Origin of the sequence: Gluconacetobacter azotocaptans (assembly GCF_014174355.1) — a bacterium.
GTDB lineage: Bacteria > Pseudomonadota > Alphaproteobacteria > Acetobacterales > Acetobacteraceae > Gluconacetobacter > Gluconacetobacter azotocaptans.
Genome location: NZ_JABEQF010000005.1, coordinates 124,597 through 143,352, shown reverse-complemented (window position 1 = coordinate 143,352; position 18,756 = coordinate 124,597). Strand labels below are relative to the sequence as shown.

Annotated in this window: 14 protein-coding genes; 8 read left to right on the top strand and 6 right to left on the bottom strand. The window is 67.9% G+C overall.

The features are described 5' to 3' along the window. The first annotated feature begins 48 nt into the window (after positions 1-48). The 5 genes from HLH34_RS08245 to HLH34_RS08225 all read left to right on the top strand — a co-directional run bounded on the left by HLH34_RS08245 (position 49) and on the right by HLH34_RS08225 (position 3,320). Positions 49-1,086 carry an ABC transporter substrate-binding protein gene (locus tag HLH34_RS08245; RefSeq protein WP_183119119.1) on the top strand — a complete coding sequence of 346 codons (1,038 nt, stop codon included), beginning with the start codon at positions 49-51 and terminating at the stop codon, positions 1,084-1,086. 2 nt (positions 1,087-1,088) lie between these two features. After that, a complete protein-coding gene (locus tag HLH34_RS08240; RefSeq protein ID WP_183119118.1) occupies positions 1,089-1,853 on the top strand; it encodes an ABC transporter permease in 765 nt (254 codons plus the stop codon). 39 nt (positions 1,854-1,892) lie between these two features. Next, positions 1,893-2,663 (top strand): ABC transporter ATP-binding protein, encoded by a 771-nt coding sequence (locus HLH34_RS08235; protein ID WP_183119321.1) that lies wholly within the window; start codon positions 1,893-1,895, stop codon positions 2,661-2,663. A 136-nt stretch (positions 2,664-2,799) separates the two neighbouring features. Further along, positions 2,800-3,054, top strand: a complete 255-nt coding sequence (locus tag HLH34_RS08230) for a CsbD family protein (RefSeq protein ID WP_183119117.1) — start codon at positions 2,800-2,802, stop codon at positions 3,052-3,054. Positions 3,055-3,146: 92 nt separating this feature from the next. Then, positions 3,147-3,320 (top strand): DUF1328 domain-containing protein, encoded by a 174-nt coding sequence (locus tag HLH34_RS08225; RefSeq protein ID WP_182942051.1) that lies wholly within the window; start codon positions 3,147-3,149, stop codon positions 3,318-3,320. 92 nt (positions 3,321-3,412) lie between these two features. Here the strand turns inward: HLH34_RS08225 and HLH34_RS08220 are convergent, their stop codons facing one another. The 4 genes from HLH34_RS08220 to HLH34_RS08205 are packed head-to-tail and all read right to left on the bottom strand — an operon-like array spanning position 3,413 to position 12,864. Beyond that, positions 3,413-4,999, bottom strand: coding sequence for an efflux transporter outer membrane subunit (locus HLH34_RS08220; RefSeq protein ID WP_183119116.1), 1,587 nt, complete (start codon positions 4,997-4,999; stop codon positions 3,413-3,415). Positions 5,000-5,004: 5 nt separating this feature from the next. Then, a complete protein-coding gene (locus tag HLH34_RS08215; protein ID WP_183119320.1) occupies positions 5,005-8,313 on the bottom strand; it encodes an efflux RND transporter permease subunit in 3,309 nt (1,102 codons plus the stop codon). Then, positions 8,310-11,489: an efflux RND transporter permease subunit gene (locus HLH34_RS08210; protein ID WP_183119115.1), complete on the bottom strand. Its 3,180-nt coding sequence runs from the start codon at positions 11,487-11,489 to the stop codon at positions 8,310-8,312. Before HLH34_RS08210 ends, HLH34_RS08215 begins: the two co-directional genes overlap by 4 nt. Before the next feature lie 46 nt (positions 11,490-11,535). Continuing rightward, positions 11,536-12,864, bottom strand: a complete 1,329-nt coding sequence (locus HLH34_RS08205; protein ID WP_183119114.1) for an MdtA/MuxA family multidrug efflux RND transporter periplasmic adaptor subunit — start codon at positions 12,862-12,864, stop codon at positions 11,536-11,538. Between the two features lie 299 nt (positions 12,865-13,163). On the opposite strand from HLH34_RS08205, the gene HLH34_RS08200 reads away from it, so the two are divergent. The 3 genes from HLH34_RS08200 (at position 13,164) to HLH34_RS08190 (ending at position 15,383) form a co-directional block, all read left to right on the top strand. Then, positions 13,164-13,472 carry a CsbD family protein gene (locus HLH34_RS08200; RefSeq protein ID WP_183119113.1) on the top strand — a complete coding sequence of 103 codons (309 nt, stop codon included), beginning with the start codon at positions 13,164-13,166 and terminating at the stop codon, positions 13,470-13,472. A gap of 172 nt (positions 13,473-13,644) precedes the next feature. Beyond that, positions 13,645-14,292, top strand: coding sequence for a ribonuclease HII (locus HLH34_RS08195; protein ID WP_183119319.1), 648 nt, complete (start codon positions 13,645-13,647; stop codon positions 14,290-14,292). After that, positions 14,289-15,383 (top strand): site-specific DNA-methyltransferase, encoded by a 1,095-nt coding sequence (locus tag HLH34_RS08190; protein WP_183119112.1) that lies wholly within the window; start codon positions 14,289-14,291, stop codon positions 15,381-15,383. Before HLH34_RS08195 ends, HLH34_RS08190 begins: the two co-directional genes overlap by 4 nt. A 413-nt stretch (positions 15,384-15,796) precedes the next feature. Here HLH34_RS08190 and HLH34_RS08185 read toward each other — a convergent pair whose 3' ends face one another. Both HLH34_RS08185 and HLH34_RS08180 read right to left on the bottom strand, forming a co-directional pair. Continuing rightward, positions 15,797-16,408, bottom strand: a complete 612-nt coding sequence (locus HLH34_RS08185) for an ankyrin repeat domain-containing protein (RefSeq protein ID WP_183119111.1) — start codon at positions 16,406-16,408, stop codon at positions 15,797-15,799. A gap of 186 nt (positions 16,409-16,594) precedes the next feature. Further along, positions 16,595-18,727, bottom strand: a complete 2,133-nt coding sequence (locus HLH34_RS08180; protein ID WP_373318676.1) for a VWA domain-containing protein — start codon at positions 18,725-18,727, stop codon at positions 16,595-16,597. Positions 18,728-18,756: the final 29 nt, after the last annotated feature.

Here is an 18,756-nt window from a genome sequence, read left to right as displayed (position 1 = left end):
TAATATCACTACTTTAAATCGCTAATATATGATTGTGGTGATCGGACGATGAAATCCAGGTTTCTCCGCTTCGGGCTGTATCTGCTGGTGGGCTTGCTGGCCGCTGTCGGCCCCGCGTCGGCGGCGACGGTGATCAGGATCGGCTATATTCCCGTCCTGGGGTCGTCGGCGCTCTTCGTCCTGAATGGCGAGGGATGGGCGCGTGATGCGGGCCTCGATCTGCGTCTGGTGCGCTTCCAGTCGGGCCCGCAGGCGATCCAGGCCCTGGCGTCCGGCAAGATCGATGCCTATGTCGCCGGCGTTCTGCCGCTGCTGCTGGCCCGTGCCCACGGCGCGGATGTGAAGGTCGTCGCCGCCGGTGCGATAGAGGAACTGGAGGTCGTGGCCCGTGGACAGCTTGCCGCCGGGCTGGGGACCAGCGAGGAAGCCGGCCCGGCAGGCGATGCGCTGAAGCGGCGTTTCGATGCTTTTTCCCGTGCCGCGGGGCGAAAGCCCAAGATCGCCACGCAGCCGGTCGGGTCGGTTCCCGACACGCTGCTGCGCTACTGGCTGAAGCAGCAAAACGGCATGGAGCCCGCTCAGGTGGCCGACATCGTCGGGATCGATATCGACGCGGCGCAGCAGGCCTTTCTGGCCGGCGCCGTCGATGCGGCCGTGCTGCGCGAACCTGCCCTGTCGGTAGTCCGGAACCGCTTGCCCGAATCCCGTCTGCTGGCCAACGGCCACGACATGATGCCGGATCAGCCGGGATCGGTCCTGGCGATCTATCATGGTGACGATCCGGACCGTGCGGCGTGGAAGGAAACACTGATCGGCCTGTTCATCCGGGCGACCAACCTGCTGGCGTCCCACCCCGAGGACGCGGTTCCCTTCGTGCGGGACGCGCTGGGGGGCGGGATGCTGGACCAGTCGGTGATCCTGCAGGCGCTGAAATCTTCCGGCAGCCATTTCGTGTCCGACCCCTCGACGATCGTGGAGTCGGTGCGTCGCCTGCAGGCGTTCGAGGTCGCCAGCGGCACCTTGCACAAGGCCGAGCCTGTGGAGAGCCTGTTCGACCTCGACAGCTATCGCCGCGCGCATCCATGAGGATGGGCGCCAGCCGCCGGTCGCTGTATCGCCCGTTACTGGGCGCGGTGGGGCTGGTTGCAATGTTCGGCCTCTGGGAGGCATCGGTCAGGGTGGGGCTGGTGCCGTCCGGTCTGCTGCCGGCCCCCAGCGCCCTGGTCCCGGCCTGGCTGGACGAGGTGCGGGGCGGCTTCTGGCAGGGCGCGATTCGCGACAGCATGACGCATTACCTGCTGGGGCTGGTGATCGGGTCGGTTCTGGGGGGGCTGGCCGGGTTGCTGTGCGGGGCCGTGCCGGTGCTCGATGCGCTGCTGTCCGGGGTGGTCCGGGTGTTGCGGCCGATTCCGGGCCTGGCATGGGTGCCGTTCGCGATCCTGTGGTTCGGCCTGGATACCGCCGGGGCGACGTTCGTCATCGCGATTTCGGTGTTCTGGATCAATTTCTATGCCGCCCATGGCGCGGTGCAATCCATCGACCGGGACCTGTTCGAGGTCGCGGCGGCATTCGGGCATGGCGGTTTCGGCGGCCGGTTGTTCAAGGTCGTCCTGCCGGCGGCCATGCCGGGGCTGATGTCGGGCCTACGCACCGGTCTGGGCCAGGCCTGGATGTCGGTCGTGGCGGCCGAACTGTTCGGCGTGCCGGGGATCGGGGCGCGGATGATGCAGGCTTCCAGCCTGCTGGCCACCGACCTGGTGGTGATCTACATGCTGACGATGGCGCTGCTCTATGCACTGACCGATATGGCGTTCATGCTCGTGCGGAACCGGATTCTGGGCTGGCAGGGGTAGGACAGGGTGTCGAATGGGGAAGGCGCCGCACCGGACGTGATGGTGCGGCTGCATGATGTCGGCCTGTCGCATGACGGGGGGCGGAATTTCATCCTGCGCGGGGTTGATCTGGAAATCCGGCGGGGCGAGTTCGTGGCGGTGCTGGGGCCGTCCGGTGCGGGCAAGTCCACGTTGCTGCGGATCGCGATGAAGCTGATCGCCCCGACCGAAGGGGAGGTGACGCTTGCGCCGGCGGCGACGGCGCAGGGACGGCCGGCGGGGCTGGTCTTCCAGGATGCCAAGCTGATGCCGTGGCGGACTGTCCAGCGGAATGTGGAACTGGGGCTGGAAGGGCTGGGCCTGGGGCGCGCCGAGCGTCATGCCCGTGCGCTGGACGCCCTGCGGCTGGTGGGACTGGCCGAGCAGGCGGGCCGTTGGCCGCGGCAATTGTCGGGCGGCCAGCGGCAGCGCGTCGGCGTTGCCCGCGCCCTGACCGTGGAGCCCGCCCTGCTGCTGATGGACGAGCCCTTCGGCGCGCTGGACGCGATCACCCGTGCGGGCCTGCAGGAGGAACTGCTGCGGATCTGGGCACAGACGCGCAAGACGGTCCTGTTCGTGACCCATGATATCGACGAGGCCATGATCCTGGCGGATCGGATCATCGTGCTGGCCGGCCATCCGGCCTCGGTCCGGGGGGATCTGGCGGTCGGGCCGAGGCCGCGCGACCGCGGTGCGCCGGCGATGCAGATTCTGGCCGAACGCCTGCGTGCGCTGATCGCCGGAGATCCGGACCCGGCCGAGGCCGGATACTGGCGCGCATCCGAGATCTGAGCGGCGGCCCTGAGTCGGGACAGACGCGCCAGCGCCGAGGTAGACAATCTCCGGCGCATCATCATGATTGTCTCTATCGAACCTGCCCCGGATATCCTGGCGTGTCCGGTGGCCCGTGCGGACAAGGGAGGCATCCATGGTGGAGAGCGAAAATTTCGAGACGAAGCTGGAGGAAGGAATCGGGCGCGTGCAGGACGGGCTGGGCGGCCTGTTCGGCGACCCGGAGTTGCAATTGAAGGGTAAGGTACGATTCGTTTGCGCCAAATCGCGCCATTATTGTGCCGAGGCCGGCGAGACGGTGCGCGACCTGACGGTGGATCAGCCCCTGCTGGCGCTGGCCGTGGCTTCCGTCATCGGGTTCCTGGCGGCGTTGCTCTGGTCCCGGCGCTGAGAGGGGCGCAACCCGGACCGTCGGAACATGAGGGGAACCCGACGGCGCGCCAGAACGTTTTGTAATCGGTTGGCGCGGATGGAGTATCGATCATGCTGAAACTGGCATTGTTTTTTCTGGTGATCTCGATCATCGCCGGATTGTTCGGGTTCACCGGTATCTCGGCGGCTTCGGCCGGTATCGCGAAGATCCTGTTTTTCATTTTTATCCTGGCCTTCGTCGTTTTCCTGCTGATCGCCTTGCTGACGGCACGGACGATATTGTGACCGGGATCGGAACGGCCTGAACAAAAAGGCCCCGGGGCAATCCTGCCCCGGGGCCTTTTTCATGTACGATGCCGATCCGCAGGGATGCCGGCCTACTGGTTCTTGTCCTTCTGGATGAAGGACGGCAGGAGCGGATTGTCGGTCTGCAACGAGCCTTTGGAGGGCAGGCGCGCGGCGTTCCAGCCGCCGCCCAGGGCCTGGACCAGATAGACGCTGTCGACCATGCGCTGCTGCTGGATGCTCAGCGCGCTCTCGGCATTGCTGAGGGCCGTCGTCTCGTTGGTGATGACGGTGGTGTAGATCTCGGTTCCCGCCAGATACTGGTTCATCGAGACCTGGACGGCGCGGATGGCGTAGTCCAGCGCGATCTGCTGCTGCGCCGCCTGGTCTGCCAGGATGCGCAGGTTGGACAGCTGATCCTCGGTGCCCTGCAGGGCGGTCAGCACGGTCTGGCGATAGGTGGCGACGGCGCTGTCGTACTGGGCATCGGCCGAATGGACCGCGGCGGTGCGCGACCCGCCGCTGAACAGGGTTTCGGTTGCCGACGCGCCGAGTGACCAGACCCGGTTGGCGACGCTCATCAACGATGTCACGGGGTCGCCGCCGCTTTGGGAATAGCTGGCGTTTATCGTGACGTCGGGGAAGAACGCCGCGATGGCGGCGCCGATCTGCGCGTTGTACTGCTCCATCGCGCGTTCGGCGGCGGCGACGTCCGGCCGGCGTTGCAGCAGGTCGGCCGGCAGGCCCACGGGAATGGCGGGGATGGTGCGCGTCAGCGCGCCGGGGGTGATGGTCAGGTCGGCGGGCGGACGGCCCATCAGGACCGCGATCGCATGTTCGTACTGCGCACGCGCGATCCCGGCCTGGATCAGCGAGGCCCGGTTCTGTTCCAGCTGGGTCCGGGCCTGCATCACCGCCGTCGGGTCGGCTGTGCCGGCGTCGAACTGGTTCTGGGCGATCTGCAGGGCCTGGGTGTTGAACTGCACGTAGCGGCGCAGCAGATCCTGCAGGGAATCCTGGTAGCGCAGGTTGAAATATGCGACGGCAAGCTGGGTCTGGTAGGACAGGGTGGCGTTGGCCAGGTCGGCGGCGCTGGCCTGCGCCTGGGTCACCTGGCTTTGGATATTGCGGCGGATGCGCCCCCACAGGTCGAGATCCCAGCTGGCCTGCGGACCGATGCTGTAGGAATTGTAGACCGTGCCGGCGTTGGCATAACTGCTGCCGCTGGACGACACGGACGAACCGCCATGCCCCGCGCGGTTGAAGCCTATGCTGCCACTGAGGGTCGGGAACAGCTGCGCGCGCACGCTGTTGATCAACGCGCGGGCCTGGCGGTAATTGGCCTCGTACATCCGGACGTTCTGATTCGAGATCGCGACCTGCGATTCCAGCCTGTCGAGGATCGGGTCGTTATAGATCGTCCACCACGCGTCCTTCGGCAGTTCCGCCAGGGCGGGATGGGCGCGTTCCCACCCGGGGGCCGGGGTCAGTTCCTTGAAGCGGGGCGAGGCGACGGCGTCCGGGCGATGATAGGACGGCCCGACCATGCAGCCGGCCAGCGCCAGGGGCGCCAGCGCGCCCCCCAGGCCCAGGGCCAGGCGACGAGCGGTCCGGACATGACGGCGAAGGCGACGCGCGGGTGACGGGGACGGCGGGTGGGATGGCAGGGACAGCGTCATCCGGGTCAGGCATCCTGTTGGCTGAGGGGGCGTCGCCGACCCATCAGGGCGGCGGTCGCGGATTGATATCGGGCCCGGCACCAGGCGCCGAAGCGGTCGAGATAGAGATAGACCACCGGGGTGGTGTAGAGCGTCAGCGCCTGGCTGACGAGCAGGCCGCCGACGATGGCGATGCCCAGCGGGCGGCGCAGTTCCGACCCGTAGCCGCTGCCGTAGATCAGCGGCAGCGCCCCCAGGGCGGCGGCGAGGCTGGTCATCATGATCGGCCGGAAGCGCAGGTGGCAGGCCGTGCGGATGGCGTCATAGGGCGCCTGACCGCCGCGTTCGGCCTCGATCGCGAAATCGACCAGCATGATCGCGTTCTTCTTCACGATGCCGATCAGCAGGATCACCCCGATCATGGCGATCAGCGAGAATTCCTCGCCCGCCAGGTCCAGCGCCAGCAGGGCGCCGACACCGGCCGAGGGCAGGGTGGACAGGATGGTCAGCGGATGGACGTAGCTTTCGTACAGGATGCCCAGCGTCATGTAGACCGCCGCCAGGGCGGCCAGGATCAGCAGCGGCTCGTTATTGACCGACTTCTGGAACTGCGCGGCATTGCCCGCGAAGCTGCCGTGGATGGTTGGCGGCATGTGCAGGCGGACCATTTCACTGTTCATGATCCGGACCGCCTGGTCCAGCGACACGCCGGTGGCCAGGTTGAACGAAACGGTGGCGGCGACCGACTGGCCCTGGTGATTGACGGACAGCGCGGTGAGCTGCGGCTGGGTGGTGGAGACGATGTCCAGCGGCACCATCGTCGCGGAATTGGTCGACACCGCCGAGCCGCTGGAGGCCGAACTGCCCCCGGCCAGCGTGTTCGCGATCTGGTTGCGGAAGGACTGGGCGCTGAGGCTGGCGGCCGTGGTGGCGGCGGCCGTCGTCTTGACGCGGATGGTGTTCGACCGCGTGCCCCCGCCGGCGGTGCCGCCCGTGACGCTGACCCAGACCTGCTTCAGGCTGTTGGGGTCCTGCCAGAAGCGGGGTTCGACCTCCATCACCACGCGGTACTGGTTTAGCGCGTTATGGATGATCGACGCCGCGCGCTGCCCGTAGGCGTCGTAGAGCGTGTTGGAGACCAGTTGGGGCGTGATGTTCACGCGCGCCGAACTGTCGCGGTCGAGCGAGACGTTCAGCGCCGATCCGCCCTGCTGCACGTCCGAGGAGATGTCGGTCAGTTGCGAGTGCTTCTGCAACGCCGCGACCAGCTTGGGGGTCCAGTCATACAGTTCGCTCGCCGAGTCGGCTTCCAGCGTATACTGGTAGGCCGCGTTGCTCTGCCGGCCGCCGATCCGGATCGCGCCGGGGGCCATTGCGAAGAACCGTGCGCCCACCATGTGCCGAAGGCGCCGGTCGATGCGCGCGATCGTCGTCGTGGTAGGATCGTTGCGGAGCGACTTGTCCTTCAGCACCACGAAGATATTGGCCTGGTTCGACGACCCGCGTCCGCCCATGAAGCCGGTCACGCTGGCCACGTCGCGGTCGGCCAGGATCGCGCGCTGTACCGTGTCGATCTTCTGGGTCATGGCCTGGAACGAGATAGACTGGTCGCCCTGCAGGCGCCCCATCAGCAGGCCGGTATCGCTGTCCGGGAAGAAGCCCTTGGGCATGTGAATGAACAGGGCCACCATCAGGACGATGGTGCAGGGCAGGGACAGCAGGACGACCCGCCGGTGGGTCAGCGCCCAGTCCAGCGAATGCGCGTACCCCGTCTGCATGGCGTGCAGCGCGCGCTCGATCCCGCGCGCGGCGAAACGCCATGGCCGGGCCGACTGCTCGGCGTCGCGCGCGGGTGTGTGGGGGCGCAGCAGCAGCGCCGCCATCATCGGGCTGAGTGTCAGCGACAGGATCATCGACACGATGATCGTCGTCGCCATCGTCATCGCGAATTCATGGAACAGGCGTCCGGCCACCCCGCCCAGCAGCAGGATGGGCAGGAACACCGCGATCAGCGACACGGAAATCGAGAAGACGGTGAACGCCACTTCCTGCGCGCCCCGCAGCGTGGCCTCCAGCCGGCCCATGCCGGTTTCCAGATGGCGGCTGATATTCTCGATCACCACAATGGCGTCGTCGACCACGAAGCCGGTCGAGACGGTCAGCGCCATGAGCGACAGATTGTCCAGCGAATAGCCCAGAAGCTGCATCGCCCCGAATGTCGCGATGATCGAGGTCGGCACCACTACGGCGGGGATCAGCGTCGTGCGGGCCGATTGCAGGAAGGCCAGGACCACCAGCACCACCAGGGCCACGGAGATGACCAGCGTGTACTGCGTGTCCTTCAGCGCCGCGCGGATGGTGACCGACCGGTCCAGCACGGTGTGCAGCTGCACGCTGGGCGGAAGGGCCGCGCGCAGGGCGGGAATTTCGGCGTTGATCTGGTCGATGGTGTGGATGACGTTCGCCCCGGCCTGGGCGAAGATGATCGCCAGCACGGCGGGCTGCCGGTTGTAATAGCCGGCATTGCGGACGTCCTCGACCCCGTCGTTGATCGTGGCGATGTCCGACAGCCGCACCGGACGGCTGTTGTGGTAGGCGATGATCAGGTCGCGATAGGCCTGCGCGCTGCGGGCCTGGTCGTTGGTGTCCAGCGTGAAGCGCTGGCCGTCCTGGTCGATGAAGCCTTTGGGCGTATTGGCGTTGGCCGAGGCCAGGGCCGCGCGCACGTCCTCGAACCCGATGCCGAACTTGTACAGCGGCAGGGGATTCATCTCGACCCGCACGGCGGGCAGGGAACTGCCGCCGACCTCGACCTGGCCGACGCCGCGGACCTGCGACAGATGCTGCTGCAGGACGTTGGTGGTCAGGTCATAGAGTTGCGGCATGGTGCTGGTGGCCGACGTCAGCGCCAGGATCATGATCGGCGCCCCGTTGGGGTTGGCCTTGAAATAGCTGGGATTCTGGCGCAGCGAACTGGGCAGGTCGACGCGGGCGGCCTGCAACGCGGCCTCGACATCGCGGGCGGCGCCGTTGATGTCGCGGGTCAGGGCGAATTGCAGGGTGATGCGGGCCTGGTTCTGCGTCGATTGCGACGTCATTTCCGTCAGGTCCGCGATCTGGCCCAGATGGCGTTCCAGCGGCGCCGCCACCGAACTTGCGACCTCCTCGGGCGATCCGCCCGGCTGCCGGGCCTGGACCTGGATCACCGGGAAATCGACGTTCGGCAGGTCCGACACCGGCAGCGCGCGATAGCCGATGGCCCCCGCGATCAGCAGCGCCACGGTCAGCAGCGTGGTCGCCACCGGCCGCAGGACGAACAGACGTACGAACATCAGCCGGCGGTCCCCGGGGTCGCGCCAGGGGCGGCGGCATCAGGACGCTCGGCCGACCCGAAGCGGCGGCGCAGGCGCAGGCTGATGCGGTCCATCAGCAGGTAGATGACCGGGGTGGTGAACAGTGTCAGGAGCTGGCTGACCAGCAGGCCGCCGACGATGGCGACACCCAGCGGACGGCGCAGTTCGGACCCGGTGCCGCTGCCGATGACCATCGGCAAGGCCCCGAGCATCGCCGCCAGGGTCGTCATCAGGATGGGGCGGAAACGCAGCAGCGCCGCGTGATGGATGGCGTGGACGGGTTCCATGCCCTCCACCCGCTCGGCCTCCAGCGCAAAGTCGATCATCATGATCGCGTTCTTCTTCACGATGCCGATCAGCAGTACCAGGCCGATGATGCCCATGACGTCCAGGCCCGCCCCGGTCAGTTGAAGCGCCAGCAGCGCGCCGATGCCCGCGGACGGCAGGGTGGACAGGATGGTGATCGGGTGGATGAAGCTTTCGTACAGAATGCCCAGCACGATGTAGACGGCGACCAGCGCCGCCAGCACCAGCCACAGTTCGTTGCCCAGGCTGTTGCGGAACGCCGCCGCCGTGCCCTGGAACGAGGTCTGGAAGCTGGCCGGCAGATGCATCGACTGCTCGACCCGGTCGATCGTGTCGGTGGCGGCGCCCAGAGAATAGCCCGGCGCCACGTTGAACGAGATCGTGGTGGCCGGAAACTGGCCCACATGGGTGATCAGCAGGGGCGCCGTGCTGTGCGTCAGCGTGGTGACGGCGCGCATCGGCACCAGGCCCGAGGTCGGCGACCGGGTCGGGCCCGACGTGCTGGCGCCGGCATTGCCGCTGATGCCCGGCAGATAGAGTTTGCCGAGCGAGGCAAGGTCCCGCTGGAAGGCCGGATCGGCCTCCATGATCACGCGATACTGGTTGGACTGCGTATAGATCGTCGAGATCTGGCGCTGTCCGAACGAATCATACAGCACGTTGTCGATGGTCTGCGGGGTGATCGAATAGCGGGCGCCGGTGGTGCGGTCCAGGGTCACCTGCGCCACCAGCCCTTCGGCCTGGAGGTCGGATGTCACGTCCGCCAGGGCGGGTTCGTGCTGCAGCGCCGCGACGAATTTCGGCACCCAGGTGCGGAACTGGTCGTAATCCGGGTTTTCCAGCAGGAACTGGTACTGCGTGGCCGCGATGGTGGTGTCCAGCGACAGGTCCTGCACGGGCTGGAGGTAGAGGTGCGCGCCGGGGATGTCCGCGACCTCCTGCTGGATACGGGCGGCGATCTGGCTTGCAGTCTCGGCGCGGTCGTCATGCGGGCGCAGGTTGATCAGGAACCGGCCCTGGTTGAGGGTCATGTTCTGCCCGTCGATGCCCACGAACGACGACAGGCTGACCACGTCGGGGTCTTTCAGGATGCGGTCGCCCAACTGCTGCTGGCGGGCCTTCATGGCGTCGAACGACGTCGATTGCGCCATGACCGAGATCCCCTGGACCACGCCCGTGTCCTGCACGGGGAAGAAGCCCTTGGGAATGGACCAGGCCAGCAGGCCGGTCAGGGCCAGCGTGCAGACGAACACCAGCAGCGTCAGGGGCTGGTGGCGCAGCACCACGGTCAGGGCGCGGCCGTAGGCGGCGATCACGGCTTCGGTCCAGCGCTCGACGGTCGCGGACCAGCCGCGGGCGCCCGGCCCGTGCGGCCGTTCGCTGAGCAGCCGGGCGCACATCATCGGCACCAGGGTCAGCGACACCACGGCGGACAGGATGATCGTCACCGACAGGGTGATGGCGAATTCGTGGAACAGGCGGCCGACCACGTCGCCCATGAACAGCAGCGGGATCAGCACCGCGATCAGCGAGACGGTCAGCGAGATGATGGTGAACCCGATCTCGCCCGCGCCCTTGAGGGAGGCGGTCATGCGATCGTCGCCCATCTCGATGTAGCGGGCGATGTTCTCTATCATGACGATGGCGTCGTCGACGACGAAGCCCGTCGCGATGGTCAGTGACATCAGCGACAGATTGTCCAGCGAGAAGCCCAGCATGTACATCGCCGCCAGGGTGCCGACCAGCGACAGCGGCACCGACAGGCTGGGGATGATGGTCGCGGGCACGTTGCGCAGGAAGACGAAGATCACCGCGACGACCAGCACCATCGCCAGCACCAGTTCGAATTCGACGTCGGCGACCGAGGCGCGGATGGTCGTCGTGCGGTCGGTCAGCGGCGTGATCGAGATGCCCGGCGGCAGGGCCTTCTGCAATTGCGGCAGGGCGTATTTGATGTTGTCCACCACCGCGATGACGTTGGCCCCGGGCTGGCGCTGCACGTTCAGGACCAGGGCGGGCGTGCGGTTCGCCCAGGCGGCGAGCTGCGTGTTCTCGGGTCCCTGCACGACGGTGGCGACGTCGCGGATGCGGATCGGGCCGCCGTTCTGATAGGCGATGACCTGGTTCATCAGCTGCTCGACGCCCGTGATCTGGCCGTCGACGCGCAGGGTGGAGGCGCGTTGCGCCCCGTCGAACGTCCCGGTGGGCGAGTTGACGTTGACGTTGCTGATGGTGGTGCGCAGCGTATCGAGGTCGACGCCGAACGACGTCAGCTTGGGCACGTTGACGCGGACGCGGATCGCCTTGCGGTTGCCGCCCGACAGCGTGACCAGCCCGACGCCCGAGATCTGGCTGATCTTCTGGGCCAGCCGGGTGTCGACGTAATCCTCGACCTCGGTCAGCGGCAGGGTGCGCGAGGTGATGCCCAGGGTGAGCACCGGCGTGTCGGCCGGATTGACCTTGGCATAGATCGGCGGCGCGGGAAGGTCGGTGGGCAGCAGCGAGGCCGCCTGGTTGATCGCGGCCTGCACCTCCTGCTCGGCCACGTCCATCGACATCGTCAGCCCGAAGCGCAGAGTGACGACCGAGGCCCCCCCCGACGATTGCGATGTCATCTGGTCCAGCCCGGGCATCTGGCCGAACTGGGTTTCCAGCGGCGCCGTGATCGACGTCGCCATGACGTCCGGCCCCGCGCCGGGATAGAAGGTCTGCACGGTGATGGTCGGATAATCGACCTGCGGCAGGGCCGAGACCGGCAGGAAATGATAGCCCAGCAGCCCCGCCAGCATGATGGCGAGCATCAGCAGCGTGGTGGCGACCGGGCGTTCGATGAACAGGCGGGACGGATTCACGCACGGGTCTCCGGCATGGGAAAACGGGTCGGACGGCGGGCGATGATCACGGCTGCCGCTGGCCCGCACCGCCCGAGGATGCCGGCGCGCCGTTGGCGCCCGACGGGTCGCGCTGGCGCCGCGGATGCGTGTCCGTCGTCCCGGGCGCGGCGCCGTCCGGCGTGGCGGCGGGGACAGTCACCTTCGATCCGGCATGCAGGCGGTCGGTGCCGTCGGTCACCACCGATTCGCCGGCCTTCAGGCCACTGGTCACGACCACGACGTCGCCATGGGAATGGCCGGTCTTGACGTCGCGGACCTCGACCGTGTCGTCGGGCTTGACCACGTAGGTGAAGGGACCGTTCGGTCCGGTCTGGATGGCATTCGCCGGTACCAGCAGCACGTTATGTTCGGTGTTCACCAGCAGGTGCGCATTGACGAACTGGTTGGGGAACAGGGTTTCGTCCTGGTTGGGGAAGATCGAGCGCATGCGCACGGTACCCGTCGAGGTGTCGATCTGGCTGTCCAGCACGCTGACGGCGCCGTCGGCGATCTTGCGGGTGTTCGTGCTGTCCCAGGCCTCGACCGGCAGGGCGACGCCGGTGCGCAGCCGGTCGGCCACGGCGCCGAGTTCGGTTTCCGGCAGGGTGAAGATGACGGAAATCGGCTGCATCTGCGTCAGGATGACCAGGCCGTTGGTCTGCCCGGCGGTCACATAGTTGCCCATGTCGACCTGGCGGATGCCGACGCGGCCGTCGACCGGGGCGATGATGTGGCAATAGGTGATCTGCAGCTTCTCGTTGTCGACCAGCGCCTGGTCCTGTTTGACCGTGCCTTCCAGCTGGGCGACCTTGTATTGCTGGTCCACGGCGGTCATGGCGGCGACGCTGTTCTGACGGATCAGCTTCTGGTAGCGCGCGTTGTCGATCCGCGCCTGGTCCAGCTGGGCCTGGTCGGCGGCCAGCTGGCCCTTGTACTGCGCCAGAAGCACCTCGTACGGCCGCGTGTCGATCAGCGCCAGAAGGTCGCCCTGCTTGACGTGCTGCCCTTCGGTGAACAGCACCTTCATCAGGTATCCGTCGACGCGGGTCTGCACCGTCACGTTGGTGATCGGGACCACGGTGCCCAGTTCGGTCAGCTCGATCGGCATGTCGCCCGTGCGGACCGTGGCCACGGCGACGGGCTGCACGTCCACTGCCGCGTGGCGGCTGCCGCTTCTCCTGCCGCTCTCGCCATGGGGGCGCAGGAAGGCCGCCGCCACCACGCCCGCCACGACCAGCGCCGTGCCCCACAGCAGATACCGGCGACGCGACCCGCTCCGGCGTCCCGCTGTCCGTCCCGGTCCGGGCGCTTCCTTGGCGGGCGGGTCGGGCGGGGCCAGTGTCGGTTTGTCCATGTTAGTCAGGTCTTCCTCGTCCATCTGTGGCGTCGGGTTCGTCATGTGCGTCGTGCCGCAGTGTTAGCACCTGCGCGGGGAAATGATGTTAAATCCATCGTATAGTCGGTATAAAAATGTAACGGTTCCGGTCGCGTGCCGTGATGCTGGCATGTGGCGGCCCGTCGGGGAATACGTCCCGTCACGGATGGCGGGATTGCGGCCGTCGCGATACCCTTCCTGGCGGAGACGCCACAGGAACCGTCGGCGATCCGTGTCGTTTTGCCCCAAGGGGCATTGTCCCGACAGAGGAGAAAACCATGACCGAACTCAACAACGACGCTTTCGTCGAGAAGGCCAAAGGCGCGGTCGAGGAAGGCACCGGCCGCGTGAAGGATGCCGCCGGCGGGCTGACCGGTGACCTGGGCATGCAGGCCGAAGGCAAGGTGGACCAGCTGGCCGGCATGGCGCGGCAGGAATTCGCCGAATTGTACGAGGAGGGCGAAAGCAAGCTGGAGAAGGCGGTGCTGTTCGTCCAAGACCGTCCGCTGATGTCCGTGGGAATCGCCGCGTTCGTCGGCATGCTGCTGGGGCTGATCCTGCTTCCCCGCCGCAAAGCCAAGGCCTGATCCGCGCCGCCGAGTCGCAAACGGTCCGATTTTTTTCCGTTTGAAAGGACTCGGCGAGGAATCAGCATCTTGCGCAACACTGCGTAAAAATGGTTTCCATCCATTCAGGACGTGATTCGGCGTGCGAATCGGGCGACAGGCGCACGATTCGCCCCGGTTCGGGATGGGGTGGATGCCGGATTACACGCGCGAAGCGCAGCATGGCGGTCGGGTCGCCGGGGTGGATGAAGTGGGGCGCGGGCCGTTGGCCGGGCCCGTGGTCGCGGCGGCGGTGCTGTTCGGCGCGGGCGTGCCGCGCAAGCTGGCCGCCCAACTGGACGATTCCAAGAAACTGACGGCGGCGGCGCGGGAACGCGCCTATGTGGCCCTGCACGCCGCGCGTGGCGTGCAGATCGCCGTGGGTGCCGCGTCGGTGGCCGAAATCGCACGCATCAATATCCTTCAGGCCGCCTTCCTTGCCATGCAGCGGGCGGTGTTGCGCCTGCCTGTCAGGCCGGACCTGGTCCTGGTGGACGGGAACGCCGCGCCCGATTTCGGCTGCCCCGCGCAGTGCGTGGTCGGCGGCGACGGGGAAAGCCTGTCGATCGCGGCGGCGTCGATCGTGGCCAAGGTGGTGCGCGACCGGCTGATGCTGCGTCTGGCGCGGCGCTGGCCGGCCTATGGATGGGACAGCAATGCCGGATACGGCACGGTACATCATCGCGACGCGCTGTGCCGGACGGGGATATCGCCCCATCATCGTGGAGGTTTCGGCTTGGTGCGCCAGCTGACTCTGGAACTGGTTTCCGACGGCGATCCGCTGATGCGGGTGGCGTCATGAGCGGCGCGGTGATGATGGAACTTCCCCTCGACCAGATCCTGCGCGGCGAATGCGTCGAGGTCATGCAGACATTGCCGGACGGCTCGGTCGACTGCGTCTTCGCCGATCCGCCCTACAACCTGCAGTTGCGGGGAGAACTGCGGCGGCCCGACGACAGCGTCGTGGACGGCGTGGACGACGATTGGGACAAATTCTCGGACCTGGCGGAATATGACCGCTTCACCCGCGCCTGGCTGAGCGAGGCACGGCGGCTGCTGCGCAAGGATGGGACGATCTGGGTGATCGGATCCTATCACAACATCTTTCGCATCGGCGCCATTCTGCAGGATCTGGGATTCTGGATCCTGAACGACGTGATCTGGCGGAAATCGAACCCGATGCCGAACTTCCGGGGGCGGCGCTTCACCAACGCGCACGAGACCCTGATCTGGGCGGCGCGCGGGCCGGACAGCCGTTATCGCTTCAATTACCAGGCCATGAAGGCGTTGAACGACGACGTGCAGATGCGCTCGGACTGGTATCTGCCGCTCTGCACGGGGGGGGAGCGCCTGCGGAACGCGCACGGGCTGAAGCTGCATCCGACGCAGAAGCCCGAAAGCCTGCTGCACCGGGTCCTGATCGCGTCGACCAATGTGGACGATATCGTTCTCGACCCGTTCGCCGGCACCGGCACGACCACGGCGATGGCCCGGCGGCTGCGCCGGCGCTACATTGGCATCGAGCGCCATCCCGATTACGCCGAGGCCGCGATCGGGCGCGCGCGGCGCGAACGCCCGGTGCCGCTGGACAGCGTGCTGACCACCCCCGCCCGGCGCGAGACCCCGCGCATTCCCTTCGGCAGCCTGGTCGAGCGCGGCATCCTGCCGGCGGGCACCGTCGTCACCGACCGGCAGCGGCGCGTGTCGGCGACCGTGGCGCCCGACGGAACGCTGGTCAGCGGGACGCAGCGGGGGTCGATCCACAAGCTGGGGGCGGTGCTGACCAACGCGCCGTCGTGCAATGGGTGGACCTTCTGGCATTTCGACCGTGACGGGACGATGACGCCGCTGGACACGCTGCGAACCGAGGACATCGCCCAAAGCACATCGTGACCATCGCGCATCCGGGCCTGGCTGACGCGGCCGAAACTGTCCGGGCATTGCCTGCCGGACAGTTTCGGGACCTGGGGACAGGACGTCCATTCATATGCGCATATGAATGCGCGTTAGGGATGGCGTCTCCCGGGGAATCTTCTTATGCCGCGCCCGAATGCCGCCAGGCCCTCGCCTCGTCCCGGCATGACGTGGCGGAAAATGGTCTGCGGCTGGCGGATTTCGGGAATTTCTGATGGCCTGCTGCGACAGCTGTCGCCTCGCCGAGGCGGGGGTGTCACGTTGCTCGCCGTCCATCAGGACGACATCACGCGTGCTATCGACCTGCTGTTGGCAGAATTCTGAGCGCGAGCCCGCGGCCGGGAGGCAGCGTCATCCAGGGCCGGCAGCCGGCCCTGACTTCAAGCCGATCTCTAGCTGCCGCCGAAGCCGAGGAAGCCGACTTCAGGCCGCGCGGCGCCCCCGCTCTGGTCGTAGCGACGGTCGGCGGTCATGACGACGCCGCGGCCCCGGTTGTTGCCGTTGATCGTGATATGGCCGTTGCCGCCGCGCATGGAGATGCCGGAATTGGTGGTCGAGGCGACGGCCACATGATCGTCGGACAGCGTGCGCATAGACAGCAGCAGGAAGGTGATGTCGTTGCGGTTCAGATCGATGGCCATGTCCAGCGGCGTCTGGCCCAGGACGTTGTGGCCTTCCATGTCGGCGCCACGGTTCAGGGCTTCCTTTGCCGCACCCAGGCTGCCGCGATTGATCGCGTCGAACAGGGACTGCGTCGGGTTCAGGTCGGCGTTGGCGTGGCCGCCGACATCCTCGCTGGAAACTGCGCCGGGCAGGGCAGCAGGCGGGGCGGCGGCCCGGGCGGCGCGCCGGGCCTCGGCCTGCTTGGCGGCGTCGGCCGCGTCGGCCTCGGCCTGTGCGTCATCCGCATCCTGGGCGTGGGCCATGTGCAGGGGGGCGATCATGACCGCGCTGCCGCTGAGCAGTGCGAGGAACAGAAGGCGGATACCGGTTCTGACAATCATTTCTCGTCTCGGTGACAGGGGTCGAATCCGGCCCGTCGGGACGCAGATGTCCGGCGGGAACGGGCCGGGTTGGCCACCGGACGCGGATCCGGCCCCCTTTTCATAGTCCAGATCGGCATGCGACGCGATGGAAATCGCATGTCGCGCTTGTGATCCGGCGGATGGCCCCGCTGCGGGGGGCCGGCGTCACGCCCGGCCTTCGCGCCACCAGGCCAGCAGCAGGGCGAGGCCCGCGCCCAGCAGCACCGCCCAGCCCGGCAGCAGGGGCCGTGCGCTGCGTCCGGTCACGATCCGGGCGTCGCGGTGCGGAAAGCCGATCCAGCCCGGACCCGACAGCGCGCCCGATGCGGCCAGGCGCAGGTCGGGGATGGCGGGATGCGCCGGGTCGTTGCCCAGCCAACTGACGGCGCCCCCGGTTTGCCCGGCCAGGGGGGCCAGCAGGGTGGCCGTGGCGCGCAAATCGGCGAATTCCTGCGGGTCGGTCGTGGCCGGGGCGGCGAAGGCGCGGTGCGTGCCGTCGTCGGCGGTCCAGATCCCTGGCAAGGTCGCGGGCAGCGTGGCCTCGGACAGGCCGGTGCCCGAGGTACGCAGGGGGAGGGATTGCGTCGTGCCGTCGGGCGCTGTGACCGTGACCGCGTGCGGGCCGGTGGGGGCCGCGGTGCGGTGGACGATCTGCATCCGGCCGTCCGCGATGGTGGCGGTGAGCTGTTCCTCCTCCAGTTCCGGCTCCTTCATCAGCCAGTGCGAGATCCGGCGCAGCAGTTCCGACTGAGGGCCGCCGCCGCCCTCGCCATGCGACCACAGCCAGATCTGGTCGGACAGCAGCATGGCCACGCGCCCGCGCTCCACCCTGTCCAGGACCAGCAGGGGGGTGTGGTCGGGGCCGTCCATCAGGACCTGGCCATGGGCCGAATCGGCCTTCAGCGTCCGGTACCACGGCCCCCAGTCAGCACCCTGTCCGTCCGCGCCCTGTCCGTCCGGGCCCGCACCGGGCAGGCTGGCGGTCACGGGATGGCGGCGTCCGGCGTCGGTCATGGCGGGACGGAAGCGCTGTTCCAGCAATCCACCGTCGACGGGCACGTGGGCGGGCAGGATCTCGCCCACGGGCGTGTCCTGCAGCGAGCCGGGGCCGAGGAATTCCGGCCCGCCGATCAGCAGCAGGCCGCCGCCGTCGCGCACGTAGTTCGCGATATTGTCCAGATAGGCGCGCGGCAGGATCGCCCGATTCTCGAACCCGTCCAGAATGATGAGGTCGAACTGCCCGATCTTCTGCTGGAACAGTTCGCGCACCGGGAAGGCGATCAGCGCCAGGTCCGACAGCGGCGTGCCGTCGTCCTTGTCGGGCGGCCGCAGGATGGTGAAATGCACCAGGTCCACCGACGGATCGGCCTTCAGCAGGCGGCGCCAGACCCGTTCGCCCTGGTTGGGGGTGCCCGAGACCAGCAGCACCCGCAGCCGGTCCCGCACGCCGTTGATCCGCACGACGTCCTGGTTGTTCGCGGTCGAGACCTCGCCGGGCAGTGTCGAGGCCGCCAGCCCGACCAGCAGCGGCCCGGGCCGGGTGACCGGCAGCGTGATATCCTGCGGTACACCAGTACGGACCGTCTCGTGCATGGGGTTCTCGCCGCCGCGCGACAGGGTCAGCGTGGCGTGGCCGTCGCTGTCCGGATGGGGCCCCAGATCGTCGATTTCGACCCGTACGGTCGCGTTCTGGCCGACGATGGCGTAGGGCGGGGCCTGAAGGATGCGCAGACGCCGGTCGGTTTCTTCGCCCCGTCCCGTCAGCAGGACGTGCAGCGGCAGGGTGGTGCGGCGTCCGTCGGCATCGGCGGGGTGCAGGGGGGCGGGAATGGTGGCCGGCACGTCGTGGTCCTGCCCGTCGGTCACCAGTACCGCCCCGGCCAGGCGCGCCGGCGGGATGTCGGCCGTCGCCTGGTCCAGGGCGGCGAACAGGCGGGTGCCGTCGCCATGCCCGTCGCGCACCGTGACCGTGCGCAGGGTCAGGCCGGGAACCCGCGCCGCCGCCTGCCGTATCGCCTCGGCCGCCTGGCGGGCCGTGGCGGCACGTTGCCCGATGGACATCGACGGCGACTGGTCGACCACCAGCAGGGCGGTCTGCGGCAGGGGCTGGCCGGTTTCGCGGATCCGTTCCGGCCCCGCCAGCCACAGCAGCAGCAGCAGCGCCGCCGCCAGCCGCCACAGCGTGCCCCGCGCCCGGCGGGCCAGCCCCGCGATGGTGGCGGCGGCAACCAGGGCGGCCAAGGCGTACAGCGCCGGCATCGGCACCAGGGGCGCCCATCCCATCATGTGGCCCATCATGTGGCGTACTATCGGCAGGCCGGGCATCG